This window comes from Pseudomonas sp. NCCP-436, from assembly GCF_019656335.1.
In the GTDB taxonomy this organism is placed as follows: Bacteria; Pseudomonadota; Gammaproteobacteria; order Pseudomonadales; family Pseudomonadaceae; genus Aquipseudomonas.
Genome location: NZ_BPLZ01000001.1, coordinates 113,495 through 132,332, shown reverse-complemented (window position 1 = coordinate 132,332; position 18,838 = coordinate 113,495). Strand labels below are relative to the sequence as shown.

18 protein-coding genes are annotated in these 18,838 nt (G+C 64.5%); 10 read left to right on the top strand and 8 right to left on the bottom strand.

All coding sequences use genetic code 11. The annotated features are described in order from the left end of the window. Positions 1-91: 91 nt before the first annotated feature. Entirely contained in the window at positions 92-1,012 is a 921-nt protein-coding gene (locus tag NCCP436_RS00665; RefSeq protein WP_220801866.1) for a choline sulfate utilization transcriptional regulator, read from the bottom strand. 112 nt (positions 1,013-1,124) lie between these two features. On the opposite strand from NCCP436_RS00665, the gene betC reads away from it, so the two are divergent. The 3 genes from betC to NCCP436_RS00650 are packed head-to-tail and all read left to right on the top strand — an operon-like array spanning position 1,125 to position 5,185. After that, positions 1,125-2,633 (top strand): choline-sulfatase, encoded by a 1,509-nt coding sequence (betC, locus tag NCCP436_RS00660; protein WP_220801865.1) that lies wholly within the window; start codon positions 1,125-1,127, stop codon positions 2,631-2,633. A 35-nt stretch (positions 2,634-2,668) separates the two neighbouring features. Next, positions 2,669-3,589, top strand: a complete 921-nt coding sequence (gene choX, locus NCCP436_RS00655; protein WP_220801864.1) for a choline ABC transporter substrate-binding protein — start codon at positions 2,669-2,671, stop codon at positions 3,587-3,589. 30 nt (positions 3,590-3,619) lie between these two features. Further along, on the top strand, positions 3,620-5,185 hold the full coding sequence (locus tag NCCP436_RS00650; RefSeq protein WP_220801863.1) for a SulP family inorganic anion transporter: 1,566 nt from the start codon (positions 3,620-3,622) through the stop codon (positions 5,183-5,185). 16 nt (positions 5,186-5,201) lie between these two features. Here NCCP436_RS00650 and NCCP436_RS00645 read toward each other — a convergent pair whose 3' ends face one another. The 3 genes from NCCP436_RS00645 to hemF are packed head-to-tail and all read right to left on the bottom strand — an operon-like array spanning position 5,202 to position 7,327. After that, positions 5,202-5,555 carry a DOPA 4,5-dioxygenase family protein gene (locus tag NCCP436_RS00645; protein WP_220801862.1) on the bottom strand — a complete coding sequence of 118 codons (354 nt, stop codon included), beginning with the start codon at positions 5,553-5,555 and terminating at the stop codon, positions 5,202-5,204. A 5-nt stretch (positions 5,556-5,560) separates the two neighbouring features. Beyond that, positions 5,561-6,382, bottom strand: a complete 822-nt coding sequence (gene aroE / locus NCCP436_RS00640) for a shikimate dehydrogenase (RefSeq protein WP_220801861.1) — start codon at positions 6,380-6,382, stop codon at positions 5,561-5,563. 33 nt (positions 6,383-6,415) lie between these two features. Next, a complete protein-coding gene (gene hemF, locus NCCP436_RS00635) occupies positions 6,416-7,327 on the bottom strand; it encodes an oxygen-dependent coproporphyrinogen oxidase (RefSeq protein WP_220801860.1) in 912 nt (303 codons plus the stop codon). 144 nt (positions 7,328-7,471) lie between these two features. On the opposite strand from hemF, the gene NCCP436_RS00630 reads away from it, so the two are divergent. Continuing rightward, a complete protein-coding gene (locus NCCP436_RS00630; RefSeq protein ID WP_220801859.1) occupies positions 7,472-8,449 on the top strand; it encodes an NADPH:quinone reductase in 978 nt (325 codons plus the stop codon). A 50-nt stretch (positions 8,450-8,499) separates the two neighbouring features. Here the strand turns inward: NCCP436_RS00630 and NCCP436_RS00625 are convergent, their stop codons facing one another. From NCCP436_RS00625 to NCCP436_RS00615, 3 genes are all read right to left on the bottom strand, one after another. Beyond that, entirely contained in the window at positions 8,500-9,057 is a 558-nt protein-coding gene (locus tag NCCP436_RS00625) for an L-threonylcarbamoyladenylate synthase (RefSeq protein WP_220801858.1), read from the bottom strand. 212 nt (positions 9,058-9,269) lie between these two features. Then, on the bottom strand, positions 9,270-10,373 hold the full coding sequence (gene dprA, locus NCCP436_RS00620) for a DNA-processing protein DprA (protein WP_220801857.1): 1,104 nt from the start codon (positions 10,371-10,373) through the stop codon (positions 9,270-9,272). Positions 10,374-10,452: 79 nt separating this feature from the next. Further along, a complete protein-coding gene (locus NCCP436_RS00615; RefSeq protein ID WP_220801856.1) occupies positions 10,453-11,493 on the bottom strand; it encodes a LysM peptidoglycan-binding domain-containing protein in 1,041 nt (346 codons plus the stop codon). 153 nt (positions 11,494-11,646) lie between these two features. Between NCCP436_RS00615 and def the strand changes: the two genes are divergently transcribed. The 5 genes from def (at position 11,647) to NCCP436_RS00590 (ending at position 16,426) form a co-directional block, all read left to right on the top strand. After that, entirely contained in the window at positions 11,647-12,153 is a 507-nt protein-coding gene (def, locus tag NCCP436_RS00610; RefSeq protein ID WP_220801855.1) for a peptide deformylase, read from the top strand. 195 nt (positions 12,154-12,348) lie between these two features. Continuing rightward, positions 12,349-13,281, top strand: a complete 933-nt coding sequence (gene fmt / locus NCCP436_RS00605) for a methionyl-tRNA formyltransferase (RefSeq protein ID WP_220801854.1) — start codon at positions 12,349-12,351, stop codon at positions 13,279-13,281. Further along, on the top strand, positions 13,278-14,579 hold the full coding sequence (gene rsmB, locus NCCP436_RS00600) for a 16S rRNA (cytosine(967)-C(5))-methyltransferase RsmB (protein WP_220801853.1): 1,302 nt from the start codon (positions 13,278-13,280) through the stop codon (positions 14,577-14,579). Before fmt ends, rsmB begins: the two co-directional genes overlap by 4 nt. Before the next feature lie 126 nt (positions 14,580-14,705). Further along, on the top strand, positions 14,706-16,079 hold the full coding sequence (gene trkA, locus NCCP436_RS00595) for a Trk system potassium transporter TrkA (RefSeq protein ID WP_220801852.1): 1,374 nt from the start codon (positions 14,706-14,708) through the stop codon (positions 16,077-16,079). Between the two features lie 26 nt (positions 16,080-16,105). Next, positions 16,106-16,426 (top strand): tetratricopeptide repeat protein, encoded by a 321-nt coding sequence (locus tag NCCP436_RS00590; RefSeq protein ID WP_220801851.1) that lies wholly within the window; start codon positions 16,106-16,108, stop codon positions 16,424-16,426. A 30-nt stretch (positions 16,427-16,456) separates the two neighbouring features. On the opposite strand, the gene NCCP436_RS00585 is transcribed toward NCCP436_RS00590, so the two are convergent. Beyond that, positions 16,457-17,356 (bottom strand): LysR family transcriptional regulator, encoded by a 900-nt coding sequence (locus NCCP436_RS00585; RefSeq protein ID WP_220801850.1) that lies wholly within the window; start codon positions 17,354-17,356, stop codon positions 16,457-16,459. A 171-nt stretch (positions 17,357-17,527) separates the two neighbouring features. On the opposite strand from NCCP436_RS00585, the gene NCCP436_RS00580 reads away from it, so the two are divergent. After that, the gene (locus NCCP436_RS00580; RefSeq protein ID WP_220801849.1) at positions 17,528-18,817 is read left to right on the top strand and encodes an MFS transporter; all 1,290 of its coding nucleotides are present in this window, start codon (positions 17,528-17,530) and stop codon (positions 18,815-18,817) included. The last annotated feature ends 21 nt before the right edge of the window (positions 18,818-18,838 follow it).

The window sequence follows — 18,838 nt, the reverse complement described above, 5'->3', positions numbered from 1 at the left end:
GGAAAGGCCGCGGCCGGCAATGAAGAAAGACCGACCTGTGCGGCGCCGCTCAGTATAGGGACTCACGCTTTGCTATTGCAGTATGGTCCGATCAAACGCTCGCTGCCGGAGAATTCAGTTCGGCCTGCAGCCAGTCGACGAAACGCGCGGTCAGGCGCTGGCGACGCTTGCGCTCGGGCAGCACCAGGTAATAGCCAAGCGCCGAATATGCTTCAGCGTCACCCAGACGACAGAGCAGTCCCTGAGCGAGAAGTTCATCCACCAGATGGCGCCAGCCGATGGCCACACCTTGCCCTGCGATGGCGGCCTGGATCAACAGCGTGTAGTTATCGAAGCGCAGGGCACCTGGTGTCGGCGGGCTGGCGATGCCGAGGACACGGAACAGTCCCTCCCATTCGAACCAGCGTGAGCGGTGTTCCGGGCGCAGGTGCAGCAGCGGCAGTTCGGTCAACAGGGTGGTGGCCGCAGTCGCCGCCCGGCCCCCCAGTAGGCGTGGACTGCATACCGGAAACACTTCCTCGTGGAACAGCAGGTGCGCTTCGCCATGCTTGAAGCGGCCGTCACCGAACAGCACGGCAACATCGATTTCGCTGGCCACCGAGGTCGGGTCACGTTCGCTGGTCACCAGGCTGACATCCACCTCCGGATACAGGCGGTTGAAGCGTGGCAGTCTGGGCATCAGCCAGTAGGCGGCGAAGGCAAAGTCGGTGGCCACCTGCAGCACCTCGTGCTGCTGACGCGCGGTGATGGCGGCCAGGCCGGTGTCGAGGCTGGCCAGGCCTTCCTGCACATGCATCAGCAGCAGTTCGCCGGCTTCGGTGAGGACGATGCCACGGTAGACACGATCGAACAGACGCGTTGCCAGTTGCTGCTCCAGACGCTTGATCTGCTGGCTCACGGCCGGTTGGCTGCTACCCAGCTCGCCAGCGGCGGCGGTGAAGCTGAGCTGGCGTGCTGCAGACTCGAAAACCCGCAGGGCTTCGAGGGGGATCGCATCAAGATGTTTAAACATAAGTTCTGCTTATCCGAGGTATTGCCGTCAGCCAGGTTTACCCTGCCATTGTTCAGCGAAATCATGGTAGCGAAAATTTCGCATAAACCAGATCTATGGAACAGCTGCCACCATGAAGCGTCCGAACATCCTTTTCATCATGGCCGACCAGATGGCCGCGCCGATCCTGCCGCTGCACGATGCCGCCTCGCCGGTGCAGATGCCCCACCTGATGAAGCTGGCCGAGCAGGCGGTGGTGTTCGACTCGGCCTACTGCAACAGCCCGCTGTGCGCGCCGTCGCGCTTCACCCTGGTCAGCGGCCGATTGCCGTCGAAGATCGGCGCCTATGACAACGCCGCCGACTTTCCCGCCGACGTTCCGACCTATGCCCACTATCTGCGCCGCCTCGGCTACCGCACCGCCCTATCGGGGAAGATGCACTTCTGCGGCCCGGATCAGTTGCACGGCTACGAGGAGCGCCTGACCAGCGATATCTACCCGGCCGACTACGGTTGGGCGGTGAACTGGGACGAGCCCGAGGTGCGCGCCAGTTGGTACCACAACATGTCCTCGGTGCTGCAGGCCGGCCCCTGCGTGCGCAGCAACCAGCTGGACTTCGACGAGGAGGTGATGTTCAAGGCCTGCCAGTATCTCTACGACCATGTGCGGCTGACGCCCGAGCAGCCGTTCTGCCTGACCGTATCGATGACCCACCCGCACGACCCCTACACCATCCCCCGCGAATACTGGGATCGCTATGAGGGCGTGGATATCCCCCTGCCACGCCGGCACATCCCGCAAGGTGAGCAGGATCCGCATTCGCAGCGCCTGCTCAGGGTCATCGACCTGTGGGACAAGCCGTTGCCGGCGGAAAAGATCCGCGATGCGCGGCGCGCCTACTTCGGTGCCTGCAGCTATATCGACGACAACATTGGCAGATTGCTGAAGACCCTGAAGGATTGCGGTCTGGCCGAGGACACGCTGATTGTCTTTTCCGGCGACCACGGCGACATGCTGGGTGAGCGGGGCCTCTGGTACAAGATGCACTGGTTCGAGATGTCCGCCCGCGTGCCGCTGCTGGTGCATGCGCCCGGGCGCTTCGCTGCCCGCCGGGTGCGTCAGTCGGTATCGACCCTTGATCTACTGCCGACCCTGGTCGAGCTGGCCGGCGGCCAGATGGATGAAGGTCTGGCGCTGGAGGGACGCTCGCTGCTGCCGCACCTGCAGGGCAGCGGTGGGCACGATGAGGTGCTCGGTGAATACATGGCCGAAGGCACTACCAGCCCGCTGATGATGATCCGTCGAGGTCCCTGGAAGTTCATCTACTCCGAGCAGGATCCGCTGCTGCTGTTCAACCTCGCCAGCGATCCGGATGAGCTTCATAACCTGGCTGGAGACCCCGGACACCGCGACATTCTGGCCGGCTTCCTCGCCGAGGCTCGCGAGCGCTGGGACATTCCGGCAATCCACGCCGCCACTCTGGCCAGTCAGCGCCGACGCCGTCTGGTGGCCGATGCCCTCGCCCGTGGTCGGCGTACCAGTTGGGATCACCAGCCATGGGTCGACGCCAGCCAACAGTACATGCGCAACCACATCGATCTTGACGACCTGGAGCGGCGTGCTCGCTTCCCCAGGGTCTGACTCCCCTGCCGCACACCAGAAGAAGGAGAAATGCCATGAAGCGATCCTGCGTGCTGTTACTTGCCGCCGCGCTCACCAGTACTGGCCAGGTTCTTGCCGAGGACGCCGGCTGCGCCACGGTGCGGCTGGGCGATCCCGGCTGGAGCGATATTGCGGTGACCAACGGCATCGCCCGATTCCTGCTCGAGAACCTCGGCTATAGGGCGGAAAGCCGGACCCTGGCGGTGCCGATCATCTTTGCCGGGCTGCAGAAAGGCCAGATCGACGTGTTCCTCGGCAACTGGATGCCGGCGCAGCAGAGCCACTACGACAAGTTCGTCGCCAGCGGCCAGGTGGACAAGGTGACGGAGAACCTTAGCGGCACCGAGTACACCCTGGCGGTGCCCGCCTACGCCTACGAGGCCGGAGTCAAGACCTTTTCCGATCTTGATGCGCATGCCGAGCGGTTCGCCCGGAAACTCTACGGTATCGCCTCCGGTTCGCCGGCCAACGAGACGATCCGCCAGATGATCGAGGCCGACGAGTTCGGTCTGGGCGACTGGAAGCTGGTGGAGTCCAGCGAGCAGGCCATGCTGGTGCAGGTGGGCCGGGCGGTGAAGCGCAACGAGTTCGTGGTGTTCCTCGGCTGGACGCCGCACCCGATGAACGTGCAGTACGACATGCGCTACCTGCGCGGCGGCGAACGCTATTTTGGCGAGAGTGGCCAGGTCAACACGCTGGCACGCAAGGGTTACGTGGCTGAATGTCCAAATGTCGGCCGGCTGCTGGGTAACCTGACTTTCACCCAGGAAATGGAAAACAGCATCATGAACCGGGTGCTGGGCAAGCAGGCCGGCAATGACGAGGCCGTCCGCGACTGGATCGCTGCTCACCCGCAGGTACTCGACGGCTGGCTCGACGGCGTTACTACGCTCGATGGCGGCGATGCTCTGGCCGCAGTTAGGAGCCGCTTGTGATGGGCCTGCCCTGCCCTTGTCGGTATCCCCATGGCACTGCCTGAGTGGCAGTCATTGCTGCCGTTTCTGCGCTGGCTGCCGGGCGTTGATCGACGCAGCCTGCGCAGGGATGCGCTGGCCGGTCTCGGTGGCGCCATTCTGGCACTGCCGCAGTCGCTGGCCTACGCGCTGATCGCCGGGCTGCCGGCGGAGTATGGGTTGTATGCGGCGGTGGTGCCGGTGATGGTTGCCTGTCTGTGGGGTTCGTCCAGGCTGCTGATTTGCGGCCCTACAGCAGCCATTGCCGTCGTTCTGTTCAGCAGCGTCAGCCCGCTGGCCGAACCTGGCAGCGAGCGCTATATCGCTCTGCTACTGCTGCTGAGCCTGCTCGCCGGGTTATTCCAGTGGCTGCTTGGTATGCTGCGCTTCGGTACGCTGGTTAACTTCGTCTCGCCGTCGGTAATGCTCGGCTTCACTCTGGGGGCCGCACTGGTTATTGCCATCGGCCAGGGGCCGGCTCTGCTGGGGCTTGAGCTGGCTGGCCAGGCCACGGCGCTGAGCAGCCTGCTGGTGCTGTTCGGCCACTTGCCGCAGGCGCACGGGCCAAGCCTGGCTCTGGCCGGCGTCAGCCTGCTATTGATGTTGTTGTTACGCCGCGTCTGCTCCGGGGCGCTGGCACTGCTGTTTGGCTTGCTGCTTGGCAGCCTGCTCTGCTCCGCCCTGCCGGCAGACTACGGCGATGCGATTGCCCGGGTCGCGCCCTTTGATGGGCGCCTGCCACCCTTTGTCCTGCCGGATCTGCGGTTGGACGACGTGCTGCAGCTGCTGCCGGCGGCGGTAGCCTGCGGCATGCTTGGTCTGGTAACCAGTCTGTCCATTGCCCGCGCACTGACGCTGCGAGTCGGGCAGCCGTTTGATGCCAATCAGGAAACCTGTGCCCAAGGCCTGTCGAATCTGGTCGGCCCCTGGTTTTCCGCATTTCTTTCGGCCGGTTCCTTCACCCGCTCGGCGCTGAACCTTTCGGCTGGGGCATGCACGCCGCTGGCCGGACTGTTTTCGGCATTGCTGGTTGCGCTGCTGACGCTGCTCGGTGCCGGCTGGCTGACTTATGTGCCGTTGCCGGTGATGGCAGCAGGAATCCTGTTGATTTGCTGGAACCTGGTGGACAGGCCGGCGATTGGTGCGCTATGGCGAGGCAGCCGGACGGAATTCACGGTGCTGCTGTTGAGCACTATGGCCACATTGCTGCTGGAGTTGCAGACGGCCATCTATGCCGGGGTGCTGGCGTCGCTGTTCTTTTATCTCAAGCGCACCGCGCAACCGCAGGTACGGCGCTGGCAGGATGGTGACGCCGAAGTGCTGCGCATTGAGGGTTCGATCTTCTTCGGCGCCTGTCCGTACATCCAACTGCTGCTGCAGGGCAGCCGGGCAACGCGGGTGGTGCTCGATGCCCGCTACGTCAACTTTATCGACTACGCCGGGGTGCAGATGCTGCGGCAGGAGGCACAGCGTCTACGGACGCAGCAGCGTTGCCTGGTGCTGCGTCGGGCGCGGCCGCAGGTACTGGCCGAACTCGTCGTTGCCGATCCGGATTGCCTGCTGCAGGTTGAGTCCTGAATCGCAGGCAGGAGGGTTAGCGGTCTGTGTCAAACAGGCTCAGATCCAGAGGCCGCGACTGTCCCAGCCACATGGCCCAGTCGCGGTGATCGCGCAGATCGTTGCCGGTCAGCGGGTGGATCAGCACGTTAAGACCGTTGCGCCGCAGCATCAGCCAGGGCACCAGCTCGCCAAACAGATCGGGACGGAAGGCCAGTTGGCAGCTCCAGTCCGGATGCGGCCCGACCGGGCGCTCGTGCATCCGTCCCATCTTCAGCGGGAAACGCCGCGCGGCTTCTTCGCACAGCGCACGGGCCTGATCGAGGGTGCCGGCATCGAAGTAGACGTGGGCGTGGTAACCCCGCACCCGTGGCAGCGTCCGTTCGTCCATGGGCGCTAGCCCGCCAGTTGGCGGCGCAGTTCGGCCAGCACCGGTGCGGTGTCCGGACGCACGCCACGCCACAGCTCGAAGGCCTCCGCTGCCTGCTCGACCAGCATGCCGAGGCCGTCCAGGCAGCGCGCCGCGCCCTGCTCGGCGGCCCAGCGGTTGAAGGGAGTGGCCTCGCGGGCATACATCATGTCGTAGCAGAGCGTATGTCCGGGCTGGATCAGGCCAGGTGCAATCGGCGGCAGCTCACCGCCCAGGCTGGCCGAGGTGCCGTTGACGATCAGGTCGACCGGCGCATCGATCCAGTCAAAACCGGCGGCGACCAGCGGGCCGAGATCGGCGAACTCGCGCACCAGTTGCTCGGCCTTGCTTACGGTGCGGTTGGCGATCACCAGCACCGCCGGCTTCTGCGCCAGGAAGGGTTCCAGTACGCCACGAACGGCGCCTCCGGCGCCAAGGATGAGGATGCGTTTGCCGGCCAGGCTGAAACCGGCGTTGTCCTGCAGGTCGCGGGTCAGCCCGGCGCCGTCGGTGTTGTCACCGAGCAGGCGACCGTCTGCCAGCTTCTTCAGAGTGTTCACTGCACCGGCGCGGCGGGCACGTTCGCTGAGCTGGTCGGCAAGGCGGAAGGCCTCCTCCTTGAATGGCACAGTGACGTTGGCGCCAAGGCCATCGTGGAAGAAGGATCGGGCATCGCCGGCGAAGTCATCCAGCGGTGCCAGGCGCGCATCGTAGGTCAGCGCCTGGCCGGTCTGCTCGGCGAACAGACGATGGATCAGCGGTGATTTGCTGTGGCCGATGGGGTTGCCGAAGACGCAGTAGCGGTCCATGAGAAATCCTGTTGTGTAGGCCGGGCTGCGGAATCAGGCCGAAAGCCAGTCACGATCGGTGAGGAAGTACTCGGTCAGGCGCGCCTCCTCGCTGCCCGGCTCCGGCTTCCAGTCGTAGCCCCAGCGCACGTGCGGCGGCAGCGACATGAGGATCGACTCGGTACGCCCGCCGGACTGCAGGCCGAACAGGGTGCCGCGATCGAACACCAGATTGAACTCCACGTAGCGACCGCGGCGGTAGGCCTGGAACTCGCGCTCACGCTCGCCGAAGGGGGTGAGCTTGCGGCGCTGCACGATGGGCAGGTAGGCCTGCAGATAGGCATCGCCGATGGCGCGCATGAAGGCGAAGCAGGTGTCGAAGTCCCATTCGTTGAGGTCGTCGAAGAACAACCCGCCGATGCCGCGCGGCTCACCGCGGTGCTTGAGGTGGAAATAGCGGTCGCACCAGGCCTTGAACTTCGGATAGACCTCGGCGCCGAACGGCGCGCAGGCATCACGGGCCACCTGGTGCCAGTGCACGCAGTCTTCCTCGTTGGCGTAGTAGGGCGTCAGGTCGAAGCCGCCACCGAACCACCAGACCGGCTCTTCGCCTGCCTTCTCGGCGCTGAAGAAGCGCACATTGGCGTGCGAAGTCGGCACGTAGGGGTTTTCCGGGTGGATCACCAGCGACACGCCGAGTGCCTGGAAACCGCGACCGGCCAGTTCCGGACGGTGGGCACTGGCCGAGGGCGGCAGGTTGGCGCCAAACACATGGGAGAAATTGACTCCGCCTTTCTCGATCAGCGCGCCGTTCTCGATCACCCGGGTGCGCCCGCCGCCACCAGCGGGACGCTGCCAGGCGTCTTCGACAAATACGGCCTTGCCGTCTTCGGTTTGCAGGGCGGAGCAGATGCGGTCTTGCAGGTCGAGCAGGTAGGCCTTCACGGCCTCGGTACGGTCAGTCACGGCGGCACCTTGAGCGGGGCGAATATGAAATCGGTCGGCAGCATAACATTCCCGCAGCTCACCCCGTAGTTGACGCCGATCAAGCAGGGCGTTTGGATAGAGGCTTCGCCGTCTCCGGGCGGCCGGCGCCAATGAGGAGTTGCCATGGCCAAGCGCATCCAGTTTTCCCAGCACGGCACCAGCGAAGTGCTGCAATACCTTGACTACCAGCCGGCCGAGCCTGGCCCGCACGAGGTACGGGTGGCCAACCGTGCCATTGGTCTGAACTTCATCGACACCTACTACCGCACGGGGCTCTATCCGCCACCTGCGTTGCCGTCGGGTCTGGGCACCGAGGGGGCCGGGGTGGTCGAGGCGGTGGGCAGTGCCGTCGAGGGCTTTGCCGTGGGTGATCGCGTGGCCTACGCCACCGGCCCTCTTGGGGCTTACAGTGAGCTGCATGTGCTACCGGCGGAAAAGCTCGTGCACCTGCCCGACAGCATCAGCTTCGAGCAGGCCGCCGCGGTCATGCTCAAGGGCCTCACCGTACAGTACCTGCTGCGCCAGACCTTCGAGCTCAAGGGCGGCGAGACCGTCCTGTTCCACGCCGCAGCCGGCGGTGTCGGCTCCATCGCCTGTCAGTGGGCCAGGGCGCTGGGCGTGCGCCTGATCGGCACGGTCAGTTCGGCGGAAAAGGCCGCCCGTGCCCGCGAGTTGGGCGCTTGGGCGACCATCGTCTATAGCCACGAGGATGTGCTGCAGCGCGTGCTGGAGCTGACCGACGGGGCCAAGTGCCCGGTAGTCTACGACGGCGTCGGTCAGAGCACCTGGGAGACCTCGCTGGATTGCGTGGCTCCGCGCGGCCTGCTGGTCAGCTTCGGTAACGCCTCCGGCGCGGTCACCGGGGTCAACCTCGGCATCCTGGCGCAGAAAGGCTCGCTCTACGTCACCCGCCCGACGCTGGCTGGTTACGCGGATACCCCGCAGCGCCTGCAGGCGATGGCCGACGAACTGTTCGGCATGATCGAAAGTGGCAAGCTGCAGGTGGACATCAGCAATCGTTATCCGCTGAAGGAGGCGGCTGCCGCGCAGGATGCACTGAGCGCTCGGCAGACCACCGGCTCGACCATCCTGCTGCCCTGACCTCTTGATTCGGCGGCAGCCTGGAGGTTTCCGGGCAGCCGCTGCCAATTTCAGGACGGTCGGATCACTTCACCGCTGCGCAGATCGCGGATCAGGCTGGGATTTTTGCGCCCGCCAAGCGCACCACCGAGTACCTTGTCCAACTGGTCGTGAAAGTACTGTTCAACGCGCAGGCGCGAGCGCGCCGAGGGGCGGCCAGCCGGGTTGGCTGAGGTGGATACGATAGGCCCGGCCTCGCGGCACAGTGCCTGCACCAGCGGGTGGTCGCTGACGCGCAGGGCTACGCTGTCGTGCTCACCGGTAATCCATTCGGGCAGCAGTTCACGGTGTGGCACCAGCCAGGTGTTCGGTCCGGGCCAACTGTCGGCCAGGCGCTGGCGCCAGATGTCCGGCAGGTCATCGAGGAGGAAGTCGAACTGCTCCATACTTCCGGCAACCAGGATCAGGCCCTTGTGCACTGGCCGCTCCTTGAGTGCCAGTAGGCGGTACACCGCCGTCTCGTTCCATGGGTCGCAACCCAGCCCCCAGACCGCTTCGGTCGGATAGGCGATTACCCCGCCCTGGCGTACCACTTGCGCTGTCTGCTGTATCTGCCAGTTGCTGGCCATCGGCTGTCTCCCGCTGAACGAATGGCCGGCAGTCTATCCAACTCGTTCGGCCGACTGTAGACGCAAATATGCAGCTAGAACTCGTCTGTAAGCCGTATGAACAGTGCCATCAGCGATGACATTGGCTTGAGGCGACTTTCGTAGCTCTTTCTTCAGCGGCTTCTCGTGCATGCAAGGACAAGTCGCCGGGCACGGGCAATTTCATACAGAGCCTAGGGCGTGCGGGCCATCCAGAGCCCCGCCTGGTTGCAGACCCGGCTATCGAGTTCCAGCTCGGTTAGGGCGGCCAACACCTCGGCCAGCGGTTGGCCGCTGGCCTGAACCAGCGCCTCGGTACTGAGCGGTGCGGCGTGCAGGAGGGTTAGCAGTGGGTGATCCGGTGTATTGCTCATTGCTGCGCAAGGCTGGCCGACAGGTGTCTGCCAGCCGCGCAGGGCTTCGAGGATATGCTCGATACTCTCCACCAGAATGGCGCCCTCACGGATCAGATGATGACAGCCACGGGCTCCCGGATGATGGATCGAGCCGGGAATGGCGTAGACCTCACGGCCCTGCTCGGCGGCCAGCCGGGCGGTGATCAAGGATCCGCTGGACGGGCTGGCCTCGATCACCAGCACACCGAGCGACAGGCCGCTGATGATGCGATTACGCCGCGGGAAGTTGGCCGCCTGTGGCGGGCTGTCCAGCGGTAGTTCCGATACCAGTGCACCGCCCTGGGCGATGATCCGTGCTGCCAGTCCGGCATGGCGTCTGGGATAGAGGCACTGCAGTCCGGTGCCGAGAACCGCCAGGGTATGGCCGCCTGCTTCCAGCGCACCCTGGTGGGCGGCGCCGTCGATGCCCAGGGCAAGCCCGCTGGTGATGACGAAACCACCGGCTGCCAGGCTGCGGGAAAATGCCCGGGCGTTGTCCAGTCCTGGCGGAGAGGCACGCCGGCTGCCGACCAGCGCCAGTTGCGGGCGCTGCAGCAGCTCCACATCGCCGGCCACGAACAATAGCGGCGGTGCGTCGGGCAGCTCGGCCAGTAGCGCCGGGTAACGTGGATCGTCCCACATCAGCAGGTGTTGTGTGGGATCTTCCAGCCAGTTCAGAGCGGCCGCCGCCTTCTGGCGAATTTCCGCACTGCGTCGTGGTTCGGAACAGCCGGCCGGCAAGCCCAGCGCCCGCCAGGCACCGGCTGGGGCACTGAGTGCCGCCGAGGCGCTGCCGAAGGCTGTCAGCAGCTTGCGGAAACGGCGTGGGCCCAGCTCCGGCAGCAGGTGCAGGCGCAGGCGCGCTTCCAGTTCGGCGGGGGAAAGGCTGGCAGGAACAGGCATGCTGGTTCTTCCCTGAACGGCGGACGCGCCATCCTGGCGCGCAAAGCATGAGCCCCGCATCAGCGGGGCTCATCGGGCATTACGGGTTGCGTACTTTGTCCATTACCGCCAACTGGCGGTTGGCGACCAGCACCAGGCCGTAGCTGAGCTTGTCGTAGGTGCGGAACACCATCAGCAGGCCAGAGCGCTCGTCCGGAATCTTCACGCTCTCGCCGGTGACACGGTCGCGCACGGTTTCACCAGTCTTGTACACCGCCAGCACGTTGCCCACTTCCAGACCGTCACGGGAGCCCTTGTTCAGGGTTACCACGTCGAACTGGCCGACCTGGGTGACGCCGCGCGGTACGTCGAGGATCAGACCGTCGATCTCGGAGGACGGCTCGCTGGGCATGAAGGTGGAGTTGATCGGGCGTTCCTCGGTGGGGAACAGGCGGTCGCCAAGACGCACTTCCTGGGTCGAGCGGCTCAGCACCAGGGTACCGATGTCATTCTCTTGCGCGACGATCTCGCCACTGCCGATGTCGTCGGCGTTGATCCCAAGGAATTCATTGGTGTTCGGATCCAGATAGGTCTTGCCCTGCCGGAAGATGCCATAGACCGGACGTTCCAGATCAAACTGGCCGCGAGCGTAGACACGGTCGCCGGCGCCGCTGATCACGCGCTCGGCGTTGCCGGCGACGATATAGGGCTTGTCGTTGAATTCCTCGGGGGAGTTGACGATGCGGTTGCTCAACAGGAAGCTGTTGATCGCCTCCAGCGGAATGGTCGGGATCGCCTCGGCCATCGGTATGCTGCGCACCTGAGGTGACAGCTTGATGGTGCCGCGCGACTCGCCGCGATTGAGCATCAGGCGCGGCTGGCCGTCGATGTAGACAAGGTTGAGGGTGTCACCGGGATAGATCAGATGAGGGTTGGCAACCTGGGGGTTGGCGTGCCAGATTTCCGGCCACTTCCACGGCTGACGCAGGAACTTGCCGGAAATGTCCCAGAGGGTATCGCCCTTGACTACGGTATAGCGTTCCGGATGGCCTTCCTTGAGTTGCACTTCGGCCTGGGCCATGCCGGCCATCGCCATGCCGCCAGCTGCAGTGAGCAGCAGGGCGAGTAGTGATTTCCTCATTCGGTGAATCCCTTTATTATGTGCCTTCACGTGAAGCGCCCTAGCGCCGCGTGTCAAACCCGCTGAATTCGCGGCGTGAAGCCGTTTTTCAATGCTGTTCATCATCTTAGCAGCGGATTTTGACTTTATTCTACAAGTGCATCACAAACGCATATGGCGATCCTGAATATCCTCGAATTTCCTGATCCACGCCTGCGCACCATCGCCAAGCCGGTGGATGTCGTGGATGATTCCATTCGCCAGTTGGTCGACGACATGTTCGAGACCATGTATGACGCGCCGGGCATCGGCCTGGCCGCGACCCAGGTGAATGTGCACAAGCGTGTTGTGGTGATGGATCTGTCCGAGGACAAGTCCGAGCCGCGGGTGTTTATCAACCCCGAGTTCGAGCCACTGACCGATCAGATGGATCAATATCAGGAGGGCTGCCTCTCGGTGCCCGGCTTCTACGAGAACGTCGATCGTCCGCAGAAGGTGAAGATCCGTGCGCTGGATCGCGACGGCAAGCCCTTCGAGCTGATCGCCGAGGGTCTGCTAGCCGTGTGCATCCAGCACGAATGTGACCACCTCAACGGCAAGCTGTTCGTCGACTACCTGTCCAACCTCAAGCGTGACCGGATCAAGAAGAAGCTGGAAAAACAGCATCGCCAGCGCGCCTGATTCATTTATTCCCAAGGCTTGCGTAGCAGGTCGCATGGAAACGTCACGAGCGAAGGTTAGGCAAGGCGAAAACAGACGAGGACGCGGAGTTTACGAGCTGTAAATGAGCAGTCCGAGCCTGTTTTCAACGCGGCATAACCGAGCGCAGTAGTTTCCATGTGACCTGCCAGGCAAGCCTTTTTCTTTGGTGACCCCATGCGTATCGTTTTTGCCGGCACCCCGGAATTTGCCGCCGAACATCTTAAAGCTCTGCTGACCAGCAACCACCAGGTCGTGGCTGTCTATACCCAGCCGGATCGTCCGGCCGGGCGCGGGCAGAAGCTGATGCCCAGCCCGGTCAAGCAACTTGCTGTCGCTCATGGCATCCCGGTCTACCAGCCGGCCAGCCTGCGTAACGAGGAGGCGCAGGCCGAGCTGGCAGAGCTCAGGCCGGATCTGATGGTAGTGGTGGCCTATGGGCTTATCTTGCCGCAGGCGGTACTCGACACCCCGCGTCTGGGCTGCATCAATAGTCACGCCTCGTTGCTGCCGCGTTGGCGTGGTGCGGCGCCGATCCAGCGTGCTGTGCAGGCCGGTGACGCCGAAAGCGGCGTTACCGTGATGCAGATGGAGGCGGGCCTGGATACCGGGCCGATGCTGCTCAAGGTCAGCACGTCAATCAGCCCCGACGATACTGGCGGCACGCTGCATGACCGCCTGGCCCAGCTTGGCCCGCAGGCGGTGCTGCAGGCGATTGATGGCCTGGAAGCCGGCACGCTGAGGGGTGAAGTGCAGGATGATGCCTTGGCCAACTACGCGCACAAACTGAGCAAGGACGAGGCACGGCTCGACTTCAGTCGGCCGGCCGCCGAGCTGGAGCGCCTGGTGCGCGCCTTCCACCCCTGGCCGATCTGCCATACCACGCTGGCTGGTGAAACGCTGAAAGTACACGCTGCCGAACTCGGCCAGGGACAAGGCGCGCCGGGCAGCATCCTCGCAGCCGACAAGCACGGCCTGACCGTAGCCTGTGGCGAGGGTGCGTTGCGCCTGACCCGCCTGCAGCTGCCCGGCGGCAAGCCGCTGGCGTTTGCCGACCTCTATAACAGTCGCCGCGAGCAGTTCGCGCCTGGCCTGGTACTGGGGCAATGAATCCGCGTCTGGCGGCTGCACGTGCCCTGACGGCCGTGCTCTCCGGCAAGGCTTCGCTGGGTAGCAGTCTGCCGCCGCAGCTGGAGCGGGTCGCCGCGCACGATCGGGCGCTGGCGCAGGATCTGGCTTTCGGCACGGCACGCTGGCAGCCGCGTCTGCAACTGTTGGCCGGGAAACTGCTGGAGAAACCCTTCAAGGCTGCCGACAGGGATGTGGAAGCCTTGTTGCTGGTCGGTCTCTATCAGCTGCTGCACAGCCGCATTCCCGAGCATGCTGCCATTGGTGAGACGGTAGGCTGCGCCGGCGCTTTGAAGAAACCCTGGGCCAAGGGCCTGCTCAATGCGGTGCTGCGCCGTGCCCAGCGCGAGCATGAGGCTCTGTATGCCGAGCTGGATCGTGACCCAGTGCTGCACACCGCACATCCACGCTGGCTGCAAAAGACGCTCAAGGCCCATTGGCCGGAGCGCTGGCAGGCTATCTGCGCTGCCAACAACGTCCACCCGCCGCTGATCCTGCGGGTCAATCGCCGTCACGGCAGTCGTGACGCCTACCTGAGCGAGCTGCGCGCTGCCGGTTTCGAGGCCGAGGCCTGCCGGTTCAGCCGCGACGGCGTACGTCTGCTGCGTCCATGTGATGTCACCAGCCTGCCCGGCTTTGCCGAAGGTCGCGTCAGTGTTCAGGACGAAGCCGCGCAGTTGGCCGCGGATCTGCTTGACCTGGCGCCTGGTCAGCGTGTGCTGGATGCCTGTGCTGCGCCAGGCGGCAAGACCTGTCATCTGCTGGAAGCCGAACCGGCGCTGGCCGAGGTACTGGCTCTCGATCTGGAGCCCAGACGGCTGGCGCGGGTGCGGGAAAATCTCCACCGGCTCGGTCTCGAAGCCCGGCTGATCGCCGCCGACGGCCGCGATACTGCAGCCTGGTGGGATGGCTCGCCGTTCCAGCGCATCCTGCTCGATGCGCCCTGCTCTGCCACTGGCGTGATTCGCCGTCACCCGGACATCAAGCTGACCCGCCAGCCCGAGGACATCCCTGCCCTGGCCCAACTGCAGGGCCAGTTGCTCGACGCCCTGTGGCCGACCCTGGCGCCTGGCGGCATCCTGCTCTACGCCACCTGCTCGGTGCTGCCGATGGAGAACAGTGACACCATCGCCGCCTTCCTCAGCCGTACTGCCGATGCCTGCGAACTGCCGATAGACGGAGCCTTTGGCCTGCAGCCTGGCCATGGTCGTCAACTGCTGCCGCAGCCGGACGGTCACGACGGTTTCTATTACGCGAAGCTGCACAAGCGGCTAAGCTGATCCACCGCACAAAACGGACTCGGAAAGCGCCGACTGCAGCGGTACACTGCTGCGCCATGTAGACGCCCTGCTGCGGCCTGCCACAGGTACTGGCCTGGCTGTGCACAGGCCAAACGGAGCCCTTCAGTGAAGATCATTATTCTCGGCGCCGGCCAGGTAGGTGGCACCCTGGCGGAACACCTGGCCAGTGAAGCCAACGACATCACCGTGGTAGATACCGATGGCGACCGCCTGCGCGATCTTGGCGATCGTCTCGATATCCGCACCGTGCAGGGCAAGGCCTCCTTCCCCACGGTGCTGCGCCAGGCCGGTGCCGACGATGCCGACATGCTGGTGGCAGTTACCAACAGCGATGAAGTCAACATGATCGCCTGTCAGGTAGCCTATACCCTGTTTCACACCCCTACGCGCATCGCCCGTGTTCGTGAGACCGCTTACCTGACCCGCGAGGCATTGTTCTGCAACGAGGCGATTCCGGTTGACGTGCTGATCAGCCCGGAGCAGGTGGTGACCAACTACATCAAGCGCCTGATCGAATACCCGGGCTCGTTGCAGGTCATCGACTTTGCCGAAGGCAAGGCGCAGCTGGTCGCGGTCAAGGCCTACTACGGTGGGCCTCTGGTTGGTCAGCAACTGCGTCAGCTCCGCGCCCATATGCCCAATGTCGATACCCGGGTGGCAGCGATCTTCCGCCGCAACCGGCCAATCATGCCGAAGGGCGACACTGTCATCGAGGCCGACGACGAGGTGTTCTTCATCGCTGCGCGGGCGCACATCCGTGCGGTGATGAGCGAGATGCGCCGACTTGAGGACGACTACCGGAAGGTGGTCATCGCCGGTGGCGGACATATTGGCGAGCGTCTGGCCGAAGCCATCGAAAGCCGCTATCAGGTGAAGATCATCGAGATGAACCCGGCACGCTGCCGGCATCTTTCGGAAAGCCTGGAAAGCACCATCGTGCTGCAGGGCAGCGCCTCCGACCGTGATCTGTTGCTGGAAGAAAACATCAACGACGCCGACATCTTCCTGGCTCTGACCAACGATGACGAGGCCAACATCATGTCCTCGCTGCTGGCCAAGCGCATGGGCGCGCGCAAGGTGATGGCGCTGATCAACAACCCGGCCTATGTGGATCTGGTGCAGGGTGGCGAGATCGACATTGCCATCAGCCCGCAGTTGGCCACCATCGGCACCCTGCTCACCCATGTGCGTCGTGGCGATATCGAGAGCGTGCACAGCCTGCGTCGCGGCGCGGCCGAGGCACTGGAAGTAATTGCCCACGGCGATGCCAAATCGAGCAAGGTGATCGGCCGCATGATCCGCGACATAGCCCTGCCGCCGAGCACCACCATCGGTGCGGTGATCCGTGACGAGGAAGTGCTGATTGCCCACGACAATACGGTGATAGAAGCCGGCGACCACGTGATCCTGTTCGTCGTCGACAAGAAGTACATCCGTGATGTCGAGCGGCTGTTCCAGGCAGGCTTGACCTTCTTCTGAAGTGGCCGGCTACGGCGGGAGGATTGATGAGTACCGAGGCACTGGAAAAGATGCTGGACGCCGGTCGGGATAACGCCCTGCTGCGCTTCGGTCTGGGCAAGGCATATCTGGATGGCGGCAACGCCGCGCTGGCAGCCGAGCACCTGCAACGCTGCGTCGAACTCGACCCGAACTATTCCGCCGCCTGGAAGCTGCTGGGCAAGGCTCTTCAAACAGGCGGAGATGCGGACGGCGCACGGGCGGCATGGCAACAGGGCATCGCCGCTGCGCAGCACAAGGGCGACAAGCAGGCGGAGAAGGAAATGACCGTGTTCCTGCGCAAGCTGGACAAGCCCGCCCGCCCCTGAGCAGCGGGCAGACCACGCCCTGTCCGCGACCTACTGCATCGCCTGCACTTCCCGGGTCAGCAGATCGACGAAGGCCTGCGCCAGCGGCGAATGCTCCTGGCGACGCTTGACCAGCCAGACCGCGGTGGTGGCATCGGCGTCGAGCAGCGGGCGAAACACCACCCCGTCGATCCGCACCCGACGAAACGACGAGGGCAACACCGAAACCCCGAGACCGGCGGCCACCAGGCCGATGATGGTCATCGCTTCGTGCGCTTCCTGGCTGACCCGTGGGCTGAAACCGGCCTGGCGCGCCAGGTTGAACAACTGCGGGTAAAGCCCGGTGCCATGACCCCGTGGAAAGAACACGAACGGCTCGTCGGCCAACTCGGCCAGCGCCAACCCCTGATCCTCGTCAGCGGCCAGCGGATGATTGGCGTGTAGCAGGGCCATCAGCGGCTCGCGCAGCAACTCCACCGCTTCCAGCTGGGCCGGCAGCTCCAGCGGGCGGATCATGCCGATCTGCAGCTTACGTTCGATCAGCGCCTGGCTGACCTCGCTGCTGGTCATCTCCTGCAGATTCAGGTGCACGGCAGGAAAGGCCTGACGGAATGCGAACACTGCGCGGGGGATCATCGAGACGAAGGGCGCGGACGCGGTGAAGCCAATCTGCAGCTCGCCGATCTCGCCCTGCTCGGCGCGCCGCACCACATCCACCGAGCGACTGACCTGGGCCAGGGTCTGCCGGGTTTCCTCGAGAAACAGCCGGCCGGCATCGGTCAGCGCCACATGCCGGTTGCTGCGCTCGAACAGGCGCACGCCCAACTCCTGCTCCAGCGCCTGGATCTGCTGGCTCAGCGGCGGCTGGGAAATGCCCAGCAGTTCGGCGGCCCGGCCGAAATGCAGCTCCTCGGCGACGGCGACGAAATAGCGCAGGTGACGCAGCTCCATGAGCCCTCCATAAGTCGCAAAACATATCATTGGTGTCGAATATTATATTGGATGAAAAATAGCGTCCTACTTATCCTTGTGGCATTCCAACGACAAGAACAGTCCTCGCGCGGGCAGATCCCTGCGTGACGGCAGGTCTTTGCCCGAAAAACGCACGCCCACGAGGTCACCATGCGCCAACCCGTTCCCCACGCGCCCAACGAGTGCGTACCCGCCGACGAGGAGCCTGCTCCTGGCAGCCTGACTGCGGCTCCCGTCTATATCGAGAAGGGCACCCACGCCTTTTTGCGCACCCTGCTGGCGATGTGCTGCGGCGGTTTCGCCACCTTTGCCTTGCTCTACTGCGTGCAGCCGATGATGCCCATGCTGTCGCAGCAGTTCGCCCTGAGCGCGGCGCAGAGCAGCCTGATTCTCTCGGTGTCGACCATCACCATGGCCGTCGGCCTGCTGATCACCGGCCCGCTGTCCGATGCGCTCGGACGCAAGCCGGTGATGGTGGTCTCGCTGCTGGCCGCGGCGCTGTTCACCGTCGGCAGCGCGCTGATGCCGACCTGGGAAGGCGTGCTGCTGATGCGCGCACTGGTCGGCCTGGCCCTGAGCGGCCTGGCGGCCGTGGCCATGAGCTACCTCTGTGAGGAAATCGACCCGCTGCACCTGGGCCTGGCCATGGGCGTGTATATCGGTGGCAACGCCATCGGCGGCATGAGCGGGCGCCTGCTCAGCGGGGTACTGGTCGACTACATGTCCTGGCACGCCGTGCTGGGCACACTTGGCGGCCTAGGCGTACTGGCCGGGCTGCTGTTCTGGCGCCTGCTGCCGGTGTCGCGCAACTTCCGCCCACGCTCGCTGCGCCCACGCAGCCTGCTGCAGGGCTACATCCTGCAGTTCCGCGATGCCGGGTTGCCCTGGCTGTTCCTGCTCGGCTTCCTGCTGATGGGCAGTTTCGTCACCCTGTTCAATTACATCGGCTACCGCCTGATCGAGGCGCCGTTCCGCCTGGACCAGACCAGCATCGGCCTGCTCTCGGTGGTGTACCTGTCCGGTATCTACAGCTCGGCGCAAATTGGCGCACTGGCCGACAAGCTGGGCCGGCGCAAGGTGCTGTGGGCGGTCATCGGCCTGATGCTCGGCGGGCTGGCCCTGACCATCGTCGACAACCTGGCGGCGGTACTGGTGGGCATGCTGCTGTTCACCTTCGGCTTCTTCGGCGCCCACTCGGTGGCGAGCAGCTGGATCGGCCGCCGTGCCACCCAGGCCAAGGGGCAGGCGTCGTCGCTGTACCTGTTCTGCTACTACGTCGGCTCCAGCGTGGCCGGTACCCTGGGCGGCGTGTTCTGGCAGGCAGCCGGCTGGGACGGCCTCGGCCTGTTCATCGGCTCGTTGCTGCTGGTGGCGCTGGCCGTAGCCCTGCACCTGTCGCGCCTGCAGGCGCTGCCGGTGGCGGCGGCCCAGCCGCGCTAGATCGATATCCGAAACGGTGGG